This is a genomic window from Draconibacterium sediminis, from assembly GCF_000949475.1.
GTDB lineage: Bacteria > Bacteroidota > Bacteroidia > Bacteroidales > Prolixibacteraceae > Draconibacterium > Draconibacterium sediminis.
In genome coordinates this window covers 391,122-410,442 of sequence record NZ_JRHC01000002.1, presented here as the reverse complement: position 1 = coordinate 410,442, position 19,321 = coordinate 391,122, and the positions used below count along the sequence as shown (strand labels likewise).

The following is a 19,321-nucleotide window of genomic DNA, read 5'->3' as shown; positions in this document are numbered from 1 at the left end:
CTTCACTCAAAACCGAAACAGGTTAAACCGGTTATCGCGGATATTAAACACCAATAGTTTTCCGCTGATTACTTCACCGTAACCGGTAATTATTTTTATGATTTCATTAGCCTGCAGCGTTCCTGTTATTCCGGGTAACACACCTAAAAGGCCAATGTCATCTTCCTCGTAAATCCCGTCTTTTGGGGTTATTGGAAACAGGTTGGTATAAACAGGTCCGTTCTGATAATTAAATACACTTATTTGCCCCTCGTAATTTAGCACCGAAGCAAAAGCCAGTGGTTTGTTTAAACTTGCCGATTTTAAACCGATCAGCAGCCGGGTTTTATAATTATCGGTGCAGTCGGCAATCACATCGTATTGTTGAAAAAGCTCTTCGGCGTTGGATTCATCCAGTTTTGTATCATAGGACTGAATCTCCATTTCCGGATACAAGGCCTTTATCTTTCGGGCAGCGATCTCTACCTTTTTTTGTCCCACTTCTGCGGAGGTATAAAGTATTTGTCGTTGCAGGTTCGAGGTGCTCACCACATCATTGTCAACAATGCCGATGTTGCCAATTCCGGCAGCTGCCAGATACACCAGCAACGGACTTCCCAATCCGCCGGCACCAATTACCAGTACACGCGCATTTTTCAGTTTTAACTGGCCGGTAAGGCCAATTTCCGATAAGGAAAAATGACGTGTAAATCGTGTCCGGTCTTCATTATTCAGCTCTTTCATAATGGTGATGATGTTGGTGATTATGGTGATCGTTGCTTACGCAATCGCAGTTTTGGCCCCATTCGCTGGTGCCGTCAGCAAAAAACTCGTGCTTCCAAATGGGGACTTCATTTTTCACGCGGTCGATAATGTAGCGGTTGGCATCATAAGCTTCTTTTCGGTGGCCTGAGCCGGTGATCACCACAACCGCACAGCCACTGATCTCAACACGCCCAACACGATGAACACAGGCTGCCTGGTTTAGCTTAAAGCGCGATTTTGCTTCTTCCAAAATCTCGCTAATCATTTTATTTGCCATGGGCGCGTAGGCTTCGTATTCCAAATGTGTTACTGCCCGGCCTTTATTATTATCACGAACTTCGCCGCTAAACAGCACTACCGCACCACTATGCGGATGCCTGAAGTCATCAAACAGTTCACTGTAATTAATCGCTGTATTTTGAATGTGCTTCATATCTATTGATTTATCCTCCGCTTGACGGAGGAATTAAAAACAATGTGGTTTGGTCTTTTATCGTTTCATCGAGTGGTACAAATTTTTCGTTCACCGCAATCCGGCAGCTGGTCAGTACCTCTTTTGCTTCCGGGTTTAATTCACCCAGTTTTTCCAATAAGTTGGCATAACTTTCTTCTGGTGCCACTTCAACGCTGGTTTCGTCGCCAAAGAACTTCTTCAGACCCGCAAAACATACAATCTTTCTATTCATTTTAGCCTCCTATATTTCTCATTGATAATTCGCTGCCGTGGAATTTCACTGCTTGTTTAAGCAACAGCAATCCTTTTAGTTTCTCAGCAAGTAGCTGTTCGTTATCGATATACGGCATCAGTTTTTCGCCGTGGGCATTGCTCAGACAGCCAAAAAAGTAGCCGTTGCTATCCAATCGTAAACGGTTACAGTCGTGACAAAATGGTGTCGATTCGTTGGCGATAATTCCAAAAACCCCACCGTTTGAAGTACGCCAGTAATGTGCTGTTGATGCATGCTCGCGCTTCATTTCTTCAATTTCGTATTTTTCCTGAATCGTTGAAAGAATCTCTTTCTCCGGAAAGAAAAGTCCGTTCTCCGAATGGTATAAATGCCCCATTTTCATCAACTCCAGGTAGCGGATTTTTACCCCCAGTTCGGTGGCATAATCAAGTAGCGGAACAATTTGCGAATCGTTTTTCCCCCGCATGATAACCGCATTCAGTTTTATATTTAATCCTGCCTTAGCAGCTACTTCAATACCCTGGAAAACCCGCGATGTATCCGATCGGCGAATGATTTTCCCAAAGGTTTTGTTGTCGATGGCATCCACCGAAATGTTGATTGAATTTACTCCCGCATTCACCAGTTTTTCGGCATTTTCTTTCAGGAAAAACGCATTAGTGGTTAAACGGATATCGTTAATCCCGAGCTTTTTAATGTTTTCAATAAGTGGGTAAAGATTGGAATAAAGCAAAGGTTCGCCGCCGGTTAACCGAACGCTTTTAAGGCCCGTTAAGCGGTGTACTGCCTGAATTAACTGTGTAAATTCTTCAACCGAAATGGATTTATCAGCGCCGTTTTGATCGGGTTGAAGGTTTGCATTTTCATCAAACTCATTGTCAACACAATAAATGCATGAAAAATTACACGAGTTCAGGAGACTTATTCTCAGCTTTTCAAATCTTCTGCCCAGTTTATCTTCAATTTTCAACATGTCTATTTAACTTGAAAATTGCTGATTTGTTCAGTTAATTCAGACTAATAGGTATTTTGATTGTGACAATTTTTATATCGTCGGAAATTATCTATCGAAGATTGGTATTTTATTGAACAGTAGTAATCATTTTCTTGTTATAATCTTGGTTTATAAATATTTGATGTATTTTTATTTAGGTGAATTGAAATTTGCCGAACGAAACTAACCTTTAACGATATTGATATGACGCACGAACTGAAACTACTGTTTGATACGTTAAAATCGTGGCAACTACTTGATAAAAAAGCTGTATTCGTTTCTGTGGTCGACCTTGAAGGTTCATCATACCGCAGGCCCGGTGTTCGAATGCTGATCAGTGAGGATGGTGAGTATGTCGGAGCAGTTAGCGGTGGTTGTGTTGAAAGCGAAATTGAACGCCAGGCACAAAGTGTTTTCCGTACCAACAAACCAAAAGTTATTACTTACGATGGCCGCTACCGGATTGGCTGCGAGGGTATTATTCATGTTTTGATTGAACCCGCTTTTCTTTCGGAAGAACTTATGAAAGCTTTTGAAATTCAGTTGGAAAGCAGAAAACCTTTTCAGATGGATTCGTTTTTTTATAACGAAGTTGGAGAGTACGATGATGTAGGTTCGGTGCTTCAAATTAATGGTGTCAACTACTCGTTGAATTCCAAATTTGAAAAAAATGAAACTGCAAACCAAAAGTGTTTCTCACAAACTTTCGAACCTTTATTCCAGCTCTTTATTTTTGGCGCCGAGCATGATGCCGTTCAACTCAGTCAGGCCGCAAAATTACTGGGGTGGGAGGTCACAGTGGTCGCTTCGCCGGAGGAATCGAAATCATGCGATTATTTTCCGGGAGCAGCAGCGTTGATCACTCCTTCGTTTGATGCTATCGACACTTCTGCCATCGATGAACAAACAGCAGTGGTTTTAATGACACACAGCTTTAATAAGGATGTTCAGTATTTAATGGCCTTAAAAGATATTAACCCGGCGTATATTGGTTTGCTGGGCTCAGTAAACCGCAGGGAGCGAGTAATTTCAATGTTACTGGAACAGGTCCCTGATCTTTCGCTGGAATTTATTGAACAGATCCATGGTCCGGCCGGTATCAATATCGGAGCTGAAAATGCTGCAGAGATTTCGATCTCTGTTCTGGCTGAAATATTAAGCGTGGTACGTAAGCAAAAACCCGTGGCTTTGCGCGAAAAAATGGGTGCAATTCATGAATAATATTCCAATAGTATTGCTGGCAGCAGGTGCTTCCTCAAGAATGGGGCGGCCAAAACCACTATTGCGCTGGGGTGAACAAAGCTTAATTGAACACCAGTTAAACACGTTATTGAGCACAGGCAATCCGGTAGTTTTGGTTTTAGGAAATCAGGCTGAAAATATTATTCCAATTCTACAAGATATACCTGTTAAAATCACCATAAACGAAAACTGGGAACAGGGCATGGGAACTTCCATTGCTGCGGGTGTTAAATTTGTGGAACAACAGTTTCCTGCATGTAATGGTGTGCTGATTACTTTGATTGACCAGCCTTTGATGACAACTGATCATTTAAATACGCTGCTTGCTGATTTCGAACCGGGTAAACAGCGAATTATCGTTTCGCAAGCCGAATCGGGATGGCAGGGCGTTCCGGTAATATTCGACCGGTTTTACTTTAATGAACTCTCAGAATTAAGCGGGAAACAAGGTGCAAAAGCGATCTTCAGGAATTACACACATCAGGTAAAAGCTATTCCATGCGGAGATATCTTAGAAGACATGGATACTCCGGAACAATATATAAAACTCAGGAATGATCAGTAGCTAAAAGATTCAGATCTTAATAGTTGCCCTGTTAGTCGTTTGCCAGATTTACAATGTGGCAGGCAACAACTCCGGCGGTCTCTGTGCGCAAACGTGCATTTCCCAATGAAATGGCTTCAAAACCATTTTCCAGAGCCAGTTCCACTTCCTCCGGGCTAAAATCACCTTCAGGACCAATTAGAATAAGCACTTCTTCACCCGGTTTTACTACATTTTTTAGATGAGGTTTTTCGCCCTCATTACAATGAGCGATGAATTTTTTGGTTTCAGTAGCTTGAGTCAGAAGGTCGGAAAGTTTTGTTAATTCATTTAATTTGGGCAGGTAGGCTTTCACCGATTGTTTCATGGCCGAAACCAGTATCTTTTCCAAACGCTCGGGTTTTATCACTTTGCGTTCCGAATGTTCCGAAAGGAGAGGAGTGACCTCGTCGATGCCGATTTCGGTGCATTTTTCCAGAAACCATTCTGTGCGGTCGATATTTTTGGTAGGTGCAATGGCAATGTGTAAATGAAAATCCTTTTTGCCAAATTCAGTTTGAGATTCAATAATGCTGAGCTGACATTTTTTCGGATTGGCATTCTGAATTCTTGCTTTGTAGAATCCACCTTTACCATCTACGAGCTCAATCTCATCGCCTTCTTTTAAGCGAAGTACACGAACTGCATGTTTCGATTCGGTCTCATCTAAAATAACTTCGGCACCTGAAATAGTAGGAACATAAAATAACTGCATGGATTCAAAACTTTTTCAAGTGCCAAAGTTAGTAAAATCTTTAGTCGATTTTTTTCGAAATAACAAAGTGGTGAAAAACCGGAATGATGAATTTACGATTCCGGTTCTTCGCTAAACTTAAATGTTTTGTACAGGTAGCCCATTGCCGGGAAAATGATCAACACACCGACGATCAAAGCAATTAACAGGAATAGCTGTACTTGTTCAGGTGCCTTAGCTGCCTGAATGGTTATGTCGTGACCACTTTTTGTTTTTACCAACACAGGAAACTGAATGGCAAACCATCCGGTAACGATCAGTGTAGTTTGAAGCCCGGCAGTTAATCGTAGCCAGTTGCCCTTGTTTTTATTCAGGAAATACCAGAATGCAGGAAGTGCCAACGTGGCGATAACTATGCAGGCAACGCTTATGGGCGAGTTGATAAAGTCTTTTAATAAAGGATGCCCCGCAACTTTGGCTGTGGCAAATACTATTGCACCCATAACCACCAGCGAGATCAACAGGCGTTTGGTCATGCGGGTAAAGTAGATGATGTAGTCTTTGTCTTCAATTTCGCTAACGGTAAAAATACCCGCCAGAAAGGCGAATAACAATACCATAAATAAGCCCATACTTACCGAGAACCAGTTCAACCACGGGTGGATGTATACCTGGTAAAAACCAAGTTGATAATCCATCGTTATTTCGCCTAAGATCAGTCCTCCAACGGTTACTCCTAAAAAGAAGGTGGTGAAAACACTGGAGTAGCGAAATATGGCCGAATAAATAGCTTTCGGACGTTCTTCGTCGATATCGTAATGGCGGAAGGTAAACGCTGATCCGCGGGCAATTATACCAAGCAGCACCAACAGTACAGGAATGTGCAATGCTGTAAGAACGGTGGAATAGACCGATGGAAATCCAACAAACAGGATTACAACCACCAAAATGAGCCATACATGGTTGGCTTCCCAAACCGGAGCAATGGCACGCGACACAATTTTTGATGCTTTACCTCTCGATAAAAGCTCGAGAATTCCACCGCCAAAATCGGCGCCGCCAAGCAATACATAAAGCATTAAACAAATAACCAGTATAATGAGATTAGCTTCAGCCATTTTTCAGATATTTTGATTGTAATAGTTGTATTTGGCGGCTCAACAGCCAGGTAACTACAAAAGTTAGTATGACATAAACCGCAGTAATCGTATAAAAAGTGTACTGGATACCCGGCATCGGCGTTAACGAATCTTTCGTTTTCATTATGCCGTAAATGATCCACGGCTGGCGTCCTACTTCGGTAACTACCCAGCCGGCTTCCACTGCAATAAACCCAAGCGGGGTAGCGATGGCCAGCAAACGCAGCCACCATTTCTTTTCAAACCAGTGTTTCCATTTGTAGGTTCCGGCAAAGAACAGAGCGGCAATCAGCATTAAAAACATTCCTATCCCAACCATCAATTGGAACGAATAGTGGGTAATCGGTACCGGTGGCCATTCTTCTTCCGGAAATTCTTCCAGACCTTTTACTTCGGCATTAAAATCGCCGTGCGCCAGAAAACTCAGGAATCCGGGTAGTTTAATGGCGTATTTTACTTCGCGGTTTTCTACGTCAGGAATTCCGCCGATAATTAAAGACGCTCTTTCCTCTGTTTTAAAATGCGACTCGAAAGCAGCCAGTTTTGCCGGTTGCAGTTTGGCAACGTTCTTAGCGGCGAGGTCACCACTTATGGGTTGCAGAACTGCAGCAACTGAGGCGAATGCCAGCGCTATTGTTATGGCTTTGGCGTGAATCTCCAGCTTGTTTTTCATGTATAGAACAGCATGCACTCCGGCCACGGCAAATCCTGTTGCCGAAAAGGCTGCAATGGTCATGTGGTGCGCCTGCGAGAACCATGCTTTATTGAACATCGCCTTCACCGGATCGATATTAAAAGCTTGCCCGTCAATCCAGTCGAAACCCGACGGAGCATTCATCCAGGCATTGGCCGAAACCACAAAAATTCCTGAAAGCACACCTGAAATTCCTACAACCATTCCGGTGTAGAGGTGAACCCATTTATTCAGGCGTTTCCAGCCATAAAGAAATAATCCGAGGGCAATAGCTTCCACAAAAAAAGCGGTTCCTTCCCACGAAAAGGGCATCCCGAAAATGGGGCCGGCGTGTTGCATAAATGTGGGCCATAACATACCTAACTCAAACGATAATACGGTACCGGAAACGGCACCAACGGCAAAAAAAATTGCCACACCTTTTGCCCAGGCTTTTGCCAGGTCGAGATAAACCGGATTTTTTGTTCGCAGCCACTTCCACTCGGCAACAAACATAAACCACGGCATTACCATTCCTATGCAGGCAAATACGATGTGAAATCCTAACGAAACGGCCATTTGCATTCTTGCGGCCAAAAATTCATCCATGTTTTATTCTATTTTCTGTTTACATTGTATGCCATTCCTAACAACAATTTCCTCTTGTAGTTTGAGTTTTTTTGTCGATTTCTCCATTCTACATAAGCAATTCGATCCAATATGCTGATTAATTGGAATATAGAATAGAAAAATTACGTAACAGTAGTGCTAATTTAGAAAATATAATTAAGTAATAACAGGAAGTTTCAGTGATTTAAGTAAACTAAAGTTTAAAAAAGTGAAAATAAAAACTGCTATTTAAACATACGTGGAACCAAATGAAAAGCCAGCTTCCCACTTCGCGCTTCCACTTCTTCCCAGCTTTCAACATCGAAATTTATTCCAACGGTTGACGAAGTTGGCATGTCGCTGTAAAATTCTTCGAGCAAATTGCACACGTAGTAATAAAAGCCCGGATTATGCCCGAAAAAGAATACTGTATTGGAACTCGGTGGTAGTTTGTGTATCAGCTCCAAAAATTCGTCCGTGCTAAGCCCGTCGTATATATCTTCAACAGTAATAATATCCTGGCGTTTGAAGTCGAGGTTTTCGGCAAATATCATGGCCGTTTTAAACGCTCGTTTGGCAGGACTGGAGATAATGGTATCCGGAACTACCCCTTGTTTTTTCAGATCCTGACTTATCAGTTTGGCGTCGTTTTTACCACGTTCACGCAGGTCGCGCGTAAAATCATCTTCGTACCCGTAAGGTACAGCTTTGCCATGTCGTACGATTACTACTTGTTTCATATATATAAATTAAAGACCGATGCTAAACATGAGTGGAGCAGCGGCCTGGTTAGCCATTTTTAAACCGGTTCGTAAAGGTCAATGCTAACTTCTGCCAATTCAACAATTTTAGGAACAGTACCGGTAAAATGTGGGGTATTGTTGTGAAAATCGATAGCTGCCTGATCTTTCCATTTTTCAATCAGGCAATAGGTTGACGGATCGTCCACTTTTTTATGCAAAACATATTCAATGTTTCCATCCTCCGCGCGCGATGCTTCTCCCAATTCTTCAATGAGTTTCAAAAATGCTGATTCCTGTCCTTTGTGTACTATGAATTTGGCTACAATTGTAATCATCGTGTTAATTTTATAATGTGAATCTTCCCGGCCAAAACGGAATTATAAAAAGGTAAATCCGGTTTTTATTAAGCTGTAGAAGTTGTCTAAAACAAATTTAACTTAATTTGTAGCAATAAGACAAATTTTAATGAGACGAATTGGACTGTTATCGGACACACACGGATTTATTCACGAGCGTATTTTTACTTTTTTCGATAAGGTGGACGAGATTTGGCATGCGGGCGATTTTGGGAATATTGAAACTGCAGATCGATTGGCTGAATTTAAACCTTTACGTGGTGTTTACGGCAACATTGACGGACAGGATGTTCGTGTGGTTCACCCGATGCACCAGCGTTTTAAATGCGAGGAGGTGGATGTTTGGATAACGCACATTGGCGGTTATCCGGGGCGTTACGAACGCTATGTAAAACCGGATATTTACACCAGTTCGCCCGATCTGTTTATTAGCGGGCATTCGCATATTTTAAAAGTGATCTTTGATAAAAAGCTCAATTTTTTACATATGAATCCCGGAGCTGCCGGATACAAAGGCTTTCATAAAGTTTGTACCGCTCTGCGTTTTGTAATCGACGGGAAAGAAATTCGTGATCTTGAAATATGGGAGTTACCACGGCACGAAGCGGTGCCGAAATTATAAACCTTTAAAATCGAATAGCTCGTTCCAGAGGCGGTTAAATTCGTTGTAGTATTGTTCTACAATTTCAAATTTTGTGGTAGCAACCATGTTTTCCTGGTTGTGTTTGGTGGCGGTGTAAGTCCAGTTAAAACTTCCGGTTATTGCAATTTTATTATCTATAATGCCAAATTTATTGTGCATGTGATAATGCGAATGATCGATTTTTACAGGAATTCCGGCTTCGGCAAGTTTTTCTATTTCAGATCCGTTATCTTCCATTTTTTCATCGTCGGTGATGATACGCACTATTACACCACGTTTATGGCAGGAAATTATCCTACGCGCCAACTCATTATCCGTAATCGTAAAAATACACAGGTCAACGGTTTGTGAGGCGTGATCGAGCAGGGTTTTAATCTCATTCTTAATGTCGTTCCCCGGGCTGAAAAATACCCGGTTAAAGTGAAATGCATGTTCATTAATTAGGTTAAGGCTGGTTTCCAACCACGAAATTACCTGGTTATGACCGGATAATTCCAGCTCTTTTCCCTTTTCAATAAGCAGCTTTTTTAGAGCCTCCCTGTCTTTACGGTTGAGCCTTTTTAACCTGCCGGTAATCGATTTAGGCACCTCGTTTTCATGCAACGAATCGCAGCGTTTCACAAAGTAATTAAAAAGGTCTTGCATGGTTTGTTTTATAAGATTGATAGTAGATTGAATGAGATTGAGCAGATTGATTAAAGAACAAAGACGAATCAGTCAATCTTTAATCAATTTATTTTCATCTTCATCAATCTTTTTTAATAAACGAATGGGCTACCCAGTTATTTTTCTCCACAAAACCGGCATCTTTCATTCCCAGGCTTTCAGCCTTTGTTCTAATATCTTTGATGTCTTCGGTGTAAAAGCCACTCATTATCAGGGTTCCGCCAGCATTCAATACTGCATTATAAGCTTCCATGTCGTTAAGCAATACATTTTTATGAATGTTGGCAAATATCAAATCAAACTTCTCGTTTCCAAGCAGGCCGGCGTCTCCCTGTTTTGCATTGATATTGGTGATATTATTTAAGGCCGCATTTTCGCGTGTTCCTTCGTACGACCATTTGTCGATGTCGATAGCCGTAATTTGCCTGGCACCTTTCATCGAGGCCAAAATGCCAAGGATTCCCGTACCGCAGCCCATATCCAAAATGGTTTTTCCGGTGAGATCGTTCTGCAAAATCAATGCGATTATTGACGCTGTGGTTTCATGGTTTCCGGTACCAAAAGCCATGTTGGGCTCAATTACTATTTCGTATTTTGCCTCCGGATATTCCGTGTGAAAAGGTGCCCGGATCAGACATTCGCCGCCAATCATCAGTGGTTTGAAATAGTTCTTTTCCCACTCTTTATTCCAGTTCTGATCGGCGATAAACTCCGATTGAATTTCAAAAGAAAAATCGCCGGAGAAATCTTCCAGAACTTCATTCAAACTTTCTTCGGAGTATGAAGTTGCAGGAATAAATGCGTCGAATCCGGTTTCGGTTTCCACAAAACTATCAAAACCGATTTCGGCCAGCTGAGCATTTAAAACATCGCGTAACCACTCTTGAAAAGGGGTGATTTGTATACTTATTTTTTGGTAATCCATTTGTTTGGTATTTGCGGCGAAGGTATAAAAAAACATCCACTGATGCTTACTCTTGGAAGTTTGCTGTTCCTTAATCAATGAATTTATTGGGAAAGATATTTACGGCGATAAAACCAAATATTCCGGTAAGTCCAATAAGCATCAGGTCAATAATTTCGGTTCTGATATTTTTCTTTCGCTGCCGGATGATGAAGTATTGCGCAATAATTAGTACCAGACTTAAAATAAGCCACCAATACAATTTGCTCATTTTTAGAAAGAAATTCACATAGCTCGAATTGTCATCAGTCATTTTTAATTCGGCGGGGAACAGAAACTGTCCAATTTTTCCTTCAGGGCGCATGTCATAAGTTGGGCGGGTTTCAGCATATTCGTCAACCTTGTTATGGTCGCGGTCTACAACCTGCGTTCTTATAAATCCGTTGCCAATTGTTATAACATTAAAATTAAAATAATCGCCGTAAATTCGAATTTCGTAGGCATCAGGATTGATATCATCAACCTCAAATTTTTCCAGCATATAATCGTATGGAGTCAATACATACAGCTCATTATTTTCGGTAAATAAATAGGCGTAATAAAGTTTGTCGCTAAAATCAACACACTGTATGGTTTTGAACTTCATACCAGTTGGAAGTTCAACCTGGCGAACAAAAGGTTCTCCCTTAACCATTTTTATATGAAAAAGCTGATTGGCAGAATCGATAACCAGATAACCTTCGTCGTACGATTTTCGGGTGGTAGGAATACCGTTTATGGATGTCGCCGGGAATTGAAAACCCCGGTTATATAAAACTGCCGAGAACATCCGGCTTTTGTCTTCGAGAATTCTGTTTGTTTGTGCATCGATAAATTCCATGCGCCAGGTAATGCGAAAAAAGTCGTTGGGCATTTCCAGATTTGCACGGCCCGATTGTGATTCGAATAAAGGATAGAGTTTGGGTTTCGGCGCATGAATTTCATCTGGCGTTATCCGAAAGTTCGATCGAAATATGCCGGCGTGTTGGATATTAATTTTCTCTCCATTTATTGAATCGGGCATCGTTCTATCCATAACCAGTTGCCGTGTGTACATGAATGGCAACTTCTTTTCGTAGGCTTCACGTGTTAGTTTTGTTCCTTCACGGTTCGTCCATTTATCGTCGGCATCCGGTCGAAAGATGATAAAGTCATGATCGATACAGCTGTATTGTATCAATGGATTTCTGCCTGGTTTTTCTAAAGCCATCCGGTAGAATTGTGGCAGCACAACCGACAACCCAACAATGGCGGTAAAAACTAAAATATATCTGCTGATTTTTACCATATTACATTTCTCCTTTTCTAAACCGGTATCCCGAAAACCACAAGGCAACTGACAACAGAACCGTAAATACACTTAACAGCGGAAGGGCAGGAGAGTAGGCTCTCGCAGCGGCTGTTTGAAGGTAGAGAGGCACAAAAGTGGCAGTTACCAAAAGGTATAAAAAACGGTATTTCCATACCGGCTCCAAAACGATTAATGCAGTCAGGAAATAAACTACAAAACCGCATAAAAACCAGGGAGCGATTGAAATTAAGGCCGATTGAACAATCTCTGCAGGAAAATACACAAGGCTCAAACCTGTAAACAGCAGAAGCTGAACTGCAGCGATGGCGAACAGGCAAAATGCTCCGAACAACATCATCACCATCAGCGCTTTGTTTTCGTTAATTGGCAAATGAAAAGTGAGCTTTATTCGTTTGTTTACGGTTTCGGGAAAATACTGGGCTAAGGCAATGGCCAATGCTCCAATAAGCGGAACAAATTTAAATAAACTGTATTCGTAAAACCGGTATTGATTAAAAAGAATACTATACCAATAATAAGCCTCCTGGCTGAATTCAAAATCGTGCTGGACTTTCAGAAAAATATTTCCAACAACCAAAATACCAAGTGCTGCGTAAATAATTGCAAACCACCTGATTTTTAGCCATTCTTTGTATATAATCGATTTCCACATTTTGCTAATATTTTCCGGTTAGTCCAATAAATGCATCTTCCAAACCCATCTCCACCTGCCGAAAGTTTTTGTGTACAACTCCGTTGTTTTTCAGGAAGTTCAGAACCTTTTCCTCCGACTCGTAGGTATACAACTCCAGCTTGTTGTTCACTTTCTCGCTGTTAACTACAAACTCCTCGTTCGAAATATCGATGTCCGGATTTTCAAGCTCCAGGTGAAACTGTTTAAACTCCTGCATAAACGATTTTACACTGCGTTGGGCCAGTACGCGGTTAAAATCCATAATCAGCAAATCGTCGATCAGGCGTTCCATATCCTGAATAATGTGCGATGTGGTGAAAATGGTTTTCTTCTTTTCTTTGGCATATTCGCGCAGGTAATCGATAAAAAGGCGGCGATAGCCGGGATCGAGTCCCATCGAAAAATCATCGAGAATTAGCAGATCGGGATCCTGTGCCAGAATAAGCCCCAGTGCCACCTGCGAACGTTGCCCGCACGACATGTTGGAGATTTTTTGTTTAGGTGAAACCTGTAACTTTGACATCAGATGCCAATAAGGCTCATTATCCCATTTTGGGTAGAATTTTGAATAGAATTTCTCGATTTGATGAATATTCATAAAGGTATACTGAATGTGCCCTTCGATAAGAAAACCAATTCGCGCCTTGTTTTGCGGAGATAAGTTTTGCGAGTTCTCACCATAAATCAGGCACTCTCCGCTTTGGGGTTGCAGAAAACCATTCAAAATATTAATAGTAGTGGTTTTACCCGTGCCGTTTTTGCCCAAAAGCCCGAGTATACTTCCTTCCTTTACGTTAAAACTCAGGTTTTCGAAAACCAGCTTTTTGCCGTAGTAGTGGGTTAGGTTTTTACATTCAATTGCATTCATCTGATAACGTTTACTTCTTTTAGAATATAAAGCCAAGTTTTGCAGTTAGGATTCCCATGTTTTCATTTGAATCGATTACTTCCCGGAATTCGTATCTGATTTTTAGAAATAGTTCGTCAATATTTTCCGATTTTGGCAACTTATATCCACAATAAACCTGCGGCGAAACAATAAGATAATCGGCTGTGTGGTATTCAAAATCGTGGATATAAAGTTGTTTGTTTTGTCGGCGGGTAATTGTTTCGTCGTTTGAAAGATTTAGTTCCTGATCTAAGTTGTAACGATAATCCAGTCCTATTCCTGGAACCAAACAGAATTTACGAAAGTAAAAGTCTTTTACAAATTTTACACCTAGTTCCAGGTTCGAATAATTGGCATTAAAAATCTCAGGAATGTAATAATACTTTTCTGTTTTTAACTTATAGCGAGCTTGTAGAGTAGTTTCCCATTTAATTTGTTCGTGGTCATCAAGCTTTAAATAATCAAATCTTACTCCGGCATCGAACTCCTTTCGGTTTAGTTTTAGGTTTTTTGATAAGGTAATGTATTCCGTCTGATTGTCATCATTTAGAATGGCATCTTGTATGTATTCAATTCCATCACCATCGAAAAACGAAGTGCGAAAGATAATCTTCTGAATGGAAGTTTCAGTATGTTTGGTGAACTGCTGATTTAGCTCAACTTGAAACGTTTTCCAATCGCCGGCATCATCTTTTTTTATGGTATTTGTACCGTCTTCTGTTTGTTCCTTGCTGTAAGTTCCTCTGATTTCTGTTAACGAGCTAAAATCAAACAGTTTTGTATCAAACTGCACTCCGGCAGATATACTGTTTTGATTAAAATACCGCGATTTAGTTTGTCCCGTTTCCGAAGAGTAAAAGCCCATGCCTTTAAACATAAAATAAGTTGGATCAGGATCGTCAGTTACCACTTGCTTGTATTCAATATCTTCTTTTCTGTTTCTATAACCCAGATTAAAACCCAAATTACTGTTTGGAAAATGCATTATAATTGATGGTTGAAGTAGAAGGTCGGTAACCACGGTTCGTGGACGCGGATCTTTTTGTTTAGCACTTTTCCCGATGTGATAATCTGCCAAAAGTCCAAACGATAGTTGATTTGTTAGTTTTTTTGCAACCCCCCCAGAAAGGTTAAAACCTTCTTTGTGAAAATTGGCACCCGGAACGGAATCGCCTATTAGATATGGATTTCCTCTGTACGGATTAAAAAGCCCGTTATATAAATTCCCTGTTTCATCACTATATTGGTAGGATAACTTTCCGTAGAAATAAGTATTGTTTATTGTCAGGTAACTTTCAGCTGAGAGTGAGTAGTTTTCTAAATGTGAAGCCTCGCGCACTCTTCTAAAATTTCCATCTGCCAATTTGTATTCTCCAAAAACTTCAGCGATGTTTTGGTTCGCGTTAAAAGTTAGTCCGGCAATATTGCCGCTGTTAAGCCATTGGTTTTTTAATTGGAACAGTTTGAATGTATTGAATGAGAAAGTACTATCCTTTGTCGCATTGCTAGCCAATCCATTTTGTGCAGTTAAAAAGGATAAAGCCAAAATAAGTACGATTTGAAGTTTAGTCATCTCAAACGAAACATTAAAAGTTCCAGCCGTTTATTGTGGCAGGTGATTACTGGTCTACCTGATTTATTCTTCCACACTTGTTGGGTTTACTCCCGGTGTTGGAGTTAAATCGTGCAGAAAATCTTCCGTAGAATTATTAGTATCCTTATAAATTACGCGATTACCTATAATCATTTTGGCTTTACGTCGAACAGATAAAGAAGAGTAACTACCTGCTTCAATAGCAGTATACCCAGCATCCAATTCAACTGGTAGACGTTGATAGCGTTCATCTCTGTCAAGGCGGGCGCATTCTACAGCATCAATTACAAATTCTTTATCAATCATCAGGTATTCTGTGGAAGAAGTGCTTCCCGGTTTTGTCATAAAGTTATTTGCATCAGAAACATAGCTTTCCCAATCGTTTTCAGGTAGTCGGAATAAAACTTCTGCAGGACCGTACACCGGAACTAACCAGTCTTGTATAGTTGTAATTGTGGTATAAACCAATGTTAGATTCGGTACAGATGATGCATCCAGGTCTTTGCCCGAAGGCTCCATGTATGTTTCCCAGTCGGCATTGCCAAGATTTACAGGCGAATTTGGATTTCCATTTTCATCTGTTTGATGATCGATACCATCAACGGCAATGATAAAGCTTTCTCCCGGTAAAATGGGGTGATCTGTACCATTTCCAGGAACCATCCATGCTTGATAAATTAAAGGTAAGCGATCCAGTAATTCGCCGTTTCCGTCAACCCAACTGGTTTGTTTTGAGCTTGAATTAGGATCAAGAGATGCAATACACAATCCATCAGCGTACAGTGTGTCACCAGAGTTATTGTAAATTTCATGGAATTGATCCTCGTAATATCCATTGTTTTCAGGAGTTCTTGAGCCAGCATAATAGATCTCTTTAAGTATAAAACCACCGGAATTGTTTGCCAAAATAAGGTTCATCGTAAGCGCAGATTCAGAGATAAGAGAGTAGTTGGATATTATTCCATTAAAAATATATTCCTCTCCATCGTTGCCATTAACAGCAAAACTTGTTGTAAAATTGTAATTTCCTTCAACCAATTCAAAAATGGCATTTCCATCTGAAGCGGCAGTAACAGTTGTGGTTCTTGTATTATTGGTGTTGGTTGCTGTCACAAGAACATCTGCAGGGAAGTCAGCTACAGTAAATCCGTCAGGGTAATTAACCTCAATCGTAATTGTATAGCTTGGTGCAACATCATCTTTGCAGTTTATTAAAAATAAACTCATTAATAAGCATAAGGATATAAGTGCAAATTTTCTCATGGTATGATCTATAAATCAGTTTTTAATATTTACAAACTAAATGTTAGGTCTGCTCCGAAGTAGGCAATCTGATTTAATCTGAAATATCCACTTCGATTACTTTTGTATAATGGTCGGTGATTGAACACATTGTACGCAAAAAACGACAACTTTGCAAATTTTCCAAATTCCTTGGTCAATTTTAAATTCAGTTGCCAGTTTACCGGATAGGATTCCGTATCATAAAAATCATCGTCCTGTTTTTCTACCATTGTGGAGTAGGGGGCTTCATACGAGTAATTGTCCTGCCATTCGTAGTATTGCATATCCATATCGTAAAAACCTACAGGATCTACATAAATAATTTCTCCGGCAGGAAACTGCCCATATAATTTGTCGTTATTTTCTCCTCTCGTATAAGCAACAGGTGATCCTGAACTGTTTTCCCAGAAGCTTTCAGACTTATTTATCCAAATCGTTTGTAGGTTGAGCGAAAAGATCATTTTTAATTCAGGAATATGAGTGATTGTCCGGAAATTCGAATTTAAACGTTGTGAAATGGTCCCGGAGTTGCCCGGTAATACAGCTAAATACGGAAAATAATCTCCCTTGTACGAAGAAGTAATTCTTTCCACTACTGGAACTGCATGCCTGGATCTTTTTATATGGTAATATGCACCGTCAACCATGAGTTCTGTTTTGATCGGATTTATACGACCAAAGTTAACAACATATTCAACTCCTTTCTTGTCGACGCTGTAGTTATTTTTTGGAGACATATATCCCTCGAATTCCGTTTCCTGATCCCAACCTAAAGTCATCATTTCACCATTTACCTCATAGGTAATTTCACCATTCTCAAAAGCTGGCAAAAATCCCTTTCCCAAATCATCCCATTTGCGGTAATTCATTACAAAGTATTGGTTTTCCCAACCAAAGCCATTTCTGATTTTTTCGCGAAATCCGGTGAGGATAAAGTTTATGCCATAAATATTGAAATCAGCACCCAATTCATATTTATTATTTGTCATCGGTTTTAAATCAGGATTACCGGTGTCTTCAATAATTTCGGTTGTAGCCACTATTAAATCGGGTGAATCGGGTGGATAATAATTAAAGCTAATTTTATCAATGTAAGCGGCATCCGGATACATGTGCAACATAGTGGGAGTTTTTGATGTTTTCCCGAAGCCTCCTCTGATAGTCAAGTTTTGAGATATATGGTAGGCAAAATTAATTCGTGGTTCAAACGATGTAAATCCATTGGTAAAGAAAATTCCTTTTGGTAGGAAATTGTTGTAACGTATTCCTATTTGAGTTTCCAAGGTGTTATTGCCAAGAGGTAAACTAATTCTGTCTTCAGCAAAAAGAGCCAGCTTTTTACTTGCCGGAATATCCTTAAATGCCCGCGGGCGGGTTGTGATGGCATTTCCTGGAGGCCGACTTAAATCATATTGTCTGCCTTTCCCATTGTTCCCGGATTCCCGCCAGTCAATACCATACATGATAGCGTTACTCATATTTCCAAGTTTAAACCTTGAATCGAGCTTTATTGTAGCAAAATAACTGTAAGGTTTCCCATCAACAGTAAGTTCCGAATAATACTCCGGAGTTAAAATGTCGACCGCGTACTCGCCTGCAATGTATGTAGTTGGTAAAGGAGTTGCCGAAGTTGAATTTAGATGATAGCTATAAAAATCCTGTTGTTTAAGGCTAGTCGAAAAGTTATAAGTAAGGTTCCCAACCCACCATTTTTGGAGCGACCATTTTCCATATAATTTCACATCTAAACCAGATTCTTTTTCCCGCTGACGTTCCAGTTGTCGTTGATCCGGGTCTTTCTTTTCATTATCGATTGTATGAAAATAATTTCCTTTAAAATTGATGCTCAGAGGATTGTGTGTTTTAAACAATGTATTTGAGTACCCAAATTGTCCGTTTAGTCTTTTATAGCTACGAGCAGGCTCTCGTAAATCGTCATATGAATGGGTAAAATCGAGTTCAAAATTTACAGCTCCTTTATTTTCACCTTTTAGCAAAATTCCTTTTGAAATTGCTGCCTGCTTAATTTTAGGATCTGCTTTTACTTTGCCTTTGAAAGGCGTTTTCCCCGATTTGGTTTTTATCAGCACTGCACCGCTTGTTAAGTCTCCATATTGCACCGATGGGATTCCGCGGATAACTTCAACCGATTCGATATGATCCGTAGGTATTTGACGAAGATCGATACCGCCTCCAGCTGTTGAAAATTCATCTGATTGCCCCAGCGTGGTTGTATTTAGCGACTGCATATTGGCGTCATTGTCCATTGGTGTGCCATCGATAATGATTGCAGTTCCCAAAGCGTCATTGGCATTCGCTTGCCGGGTTCTGTCTTCCCCCGAATAGGTATTTATATCCCTGATCGTTATTTGGTTGGCTTTTGATAAATCCGGAGTTAATGTAATTTGTCCCGGCACCAATTGCATAATATCGGTAAGACTTGTGGGTTGTGAATGCTCAATGGCGGCATTTTCAATAGTTGAAGATGAACTTAAACTGGTATTTTCCCGGGCAACAACGGTTATTTCGTCAAGACCTAGAGAGCTTGCCAACATAGATAGCTTGTACTTTTCTACGTTTCTATTAATTACAACAACACCTTCATGCCTTTCAAAGCCTAAGCATGAGGCTTGTATGGTATATCTCCCTTCAGGAATATTGTCAAAATTAAACTCCCCGTTTAAATTAGAAGTTGTCCAGCGATTGAGCTCTGTTAGTTGGATGGCAACCAGGCCTATTTGTTCTTTGGTTTCTTTGTTTACAACAACTCCGGAAAAATTATAGTTATTTTGGGCGAGCAGATATAAAGGTAGCATGGTAATTATCAGGGTAATTATATGCTTAAAAAACT

20 protein-coding genes are annotated in these 19,321 nt (G+C 40.4%); 3 read left to right on the top strand and 17 right to left on the bottom strand.

Annotated features, from left to right (window positions below; all coding sequences use genetic code 11):
- Positions 1 to 6: 6 nt before the first annotated feature.
- The 4 genes from LH29_RS11630 to LH29_RS11615 are packed head-to-tail and all read right to left on the bottom strand — an operon-like array spanning position 7 to position 2,406.
- A complete protein-coding gene (locus tag LH29_RS11630) occupies positions 7 to 723 on the bottom strand; it encodes a HesA/MoeB/ThiF family protein (RefSeq protein ID WP_052670826.1) in 717 nt (238 codons plus the stop codon).
- A complete protein-coding gene (locus LH29_RS11625; RefSeq protein WP_052670824.1) occupies positions 707 to 1,177 on the bottom strand; it encodes a molybdenum cofactor biosynthesis protein MoaE in 471 nt (156 codons plus the stop codon). Before LH29_RS11625 ends, LH29_RS11630 begins: the two co-directional genes overlap by 17 nt.
- 10 nt (positions 1,178 to 1,187) lie before the next feature.
- Positions 1,188 to 1,430 carry a MoaD/ThiS family protein gene (locus LH29_RS11620; protein ID WP_045029838.1) on the bottom strand — a complete coding sequence of 81 codons (243 nt, stop codon included), beginning with the start codon at positions 1,428 to 1,430 and terminating at the stop codon, positions 1,188 to 1,190.
- A 1-nt stretch (position 1,431) separates the two neighbouring features.
- Positions 1,432 to 2,406: a GTP 3',8-cyclase MoaA gene (locus tag LH29_RS11615; RefSeq protein ID WP_045029835.1), complete on the bottom strand. Its 975-nt coding sequence runs from the start codon at positions 2,404 to 2,406 to the stop codon at positions 1,432 to 1,434.
- A 225-nt stretch (positions 2,407 to 2,631) separates the two neighbouring features.
- Here LH29_RS11615 and LH29_RS11610 point away from each other — a divergent pair, with 225 nt between their 5' ends.
- On the top strand, positions 2,632 to 3,648 hold the full coding sequence (locus tag LH29_RS11610; protein ID WP_045029833.1) for an XdhC family protein: 1,017 nt from the start codon (positions 2,632 to 2,634) through the stop codon (positions 3,646 to 3,648).
- Entirely contained in the window at positions 3,641 to 4,234 is a 594-nt protein-coding gene (locus LH29_RS11605; protein WP_045029830.1) for a nucleotidyltransferase family protein, read from the top strand. Before LH29_RS11610 ends, LH29_RS11605 begins: the two co-directional genes overlap by 8 nt.
- 31 nt (positions 4,235 to 4,265) lie before the next feature.
- On the opposite strand, the gene LH29_RS11600 is transcribed toward LH29_RS11605, so the two are convergent.
- The 5 genes from LH29_RS11600 to LH29_RS11580 all read right to left on the bottom strand — a co-directional run bounded on the left by LH29_RS11600 (position 4,266) and on the right by LH29_RS11580 (position 8,445).
- On the bottom strand, positions 4,266 to 4,967 hold the full coding sequence (locus LH29_RS11600; RefSeq protein ID WP_045029827.1) for a 16S rRNA (uracil(1498)-N(3))-methyltransferase: 702 nt from the start codon (positions 4,965 to 4,967) through the stop codon (positions 4,266 to 4,268).
- 92 nt (positions 4,968 to 5,059) lie between these two features.
- Positions 5,060 to 6,064 carry a cytochrome d ubiquinol oxidase subunit II gene (locus tag LH29_RS11595; protein ID WP_045029825.1) on the bottom strand — a complete coding sequence of 335 codons (1,005 nt, stop codon included), beginning with the start codon at positions 6,062 to 6,064 and terminating at the stop codon, positions 5,060 to 5,062.
- Positions 6,057 to 7,367 carry a cytochrome ubiquinol oxidase subunit I gene (locus LH29_RS11590; RefSeq protein WP_045029822.1) on the bottom strand — a complete coding sequence of 437 codons (1,311 nt, stop codon included), beginning with the start codon at positions 7,365 to 7,367 and terminating at the stop codon, positions 6,057 to 6,059. Before LH29_RS11590 ends, LH29_RS11595 begins: the two co-directional genes overlap by 8 nt.
- 245 nt (positions 7,368 to 7,612) lie before the next feature.
- Entirely contained in the window at positions 7,613 to 8,107 is a 495-nt protein-coding gene (locus LH29_RS11585) for a SixA phosphatase family protein (protein WP_052670822.1), read from the bottom strand.
- Between the two features lie 59 nt (positions 8,108 to 8,166).
- Positions 8,167 to 8,445 carry a putative quinol monooxygenase gene (locus LH29_RS11580; RefSeq protein ID WP_045029821.1) on the bottom strand — a complete coding sequence of 93 codons (279 nt, stop codon included), beginning with the start codon at positions 8,443 to 8,445 and terminating at the stop codon, positions 8,167 to 8,169.
- A gap of 130 nt (positions 8,446 to 8,575) precedes the next feature.
- On the opposite strand from LH29_RS11580, the gene LH29_RS11575 reads away from it, so the two are divergent.
- On the top strand, positions 8,576 to 9,088 hold the full coding sequence (locus tag LH29_RS11575; protein WP_045029820.1) for a metallophosphoesterase family protein: 513 nt from the start codon (positions 8,576 to 8,578) through the stop codon (positions 9,086 to 9,088).
- Here the strand turns inward: LH29_RS11575 and LH29_RS11570 are convergent.
- From LH29_RS11570 to LH29_RS11535, 8 genes are all read right to left on the bottom strand, one after another.
- Positions 9,083 to 9,754: a phospholipase D-like domain-containing protein gene (locus LH29_RS11570; protein ID WP_052670821.1), complete on the bottom strand. Its 672-nt coding sequence runs from the start codon at positions 9,752 to 9,754 to the stop codon at positions 9,083 to 9,085. The genes LH29_RS11575 and LH29_RS11570 overlap by 6 nt on opposite strands.
- Before the next feature lie 103 nt (positions 9,755 to 9,857).
- Positions 9,858 to 10,700 (bottom strand): 50S ribosomal protein L11 methyltransferase, encoded by an 843-nt coding sequence (gene prmA, locus LH29_RS11565; protein ID WP_045030241.1) that lies wholly within the window; start codon positions 10,698 to 10,700, stop codon positions 9,858 to 9,860.
- 70 nt (positions 10,701 to 10,770) lie between these two features.
- The gene (locus LH29_RS11560; protein WP_052670819.1) at positions 10,771 to 12,006 is read right to left on the bottom strand and encodes a DUF4857 domain-containing protein; all 1,236 of its coding nucleotides are present in this window, start codon (positions 12,004 to 12,006) and stop codon (positions 10,771 to 10,773) included.
- Between the two features lies 1 nt (position 12,007).
- On the bottom strand, positions 12,008 to 12,682 hold the full coding sequence (locus LH29_RS11555; protein ID WP_045029819.1) for a hypothetical protein: 675 nt from the start codon (positions 12,680 to 12,682) through the stop codon (positions 12,008 to 12,010).
- Between the two features lie 4 nt (positions 12,683 to 12,686).
- Entirely contained in the window at positions 12,687 to 13,571 is an 885-nt protein-coding gene (locus tag LH29_RS11550) for an ABC transporter ATP-binding protein (protein ID WP_045029818.1), read from the bottom strand.
- Positions 13,572 to 13,590: 19 nt separating this feature from the next.
- Positions 13,591 to 15,165, bottom strand: coding sequence for a DUF6850 family outer membrane beta-barrel protein (locus tag LH29_RS11545; RefSeq protein ID WP_045029817.1), 1,575 nt, complete (start codon positions 15,163 to 15,165; stop codon positions 13,591 to 13,593).
- 63 nt (positions 15,166 to 15,228) lie between these two features.
- On the bottom strand, positions 15,229 to 16,413 hold the full coding sequence (locus LH29_RS11540; protein WP_052670817.1) for a DUF4876 domain-containing protein: 1,185 nt from the start codon (positions 16,411 to 16,413) through the stop codon (positions 15,229 to 15,231).
- Between the two features lie 65 nt (positions 16,414 to 16,478).
- Positions 16,479 to 19,286 carry a TonB-dependent receptor gene (locus LH29_RS11535; RefSeq protein ID WP_232302839.1) on the bottom strand — a complete coding sequence of 936 codons (2,808 nt, stop codon included), beginning with the start codon at positions 19,284 to 19,286 and terminating at the stop codon, positions 16,479 to 16,481.
- Between the last annotated feature and the right edge of the window lie 35 nt (positions 19,287 to 19,321).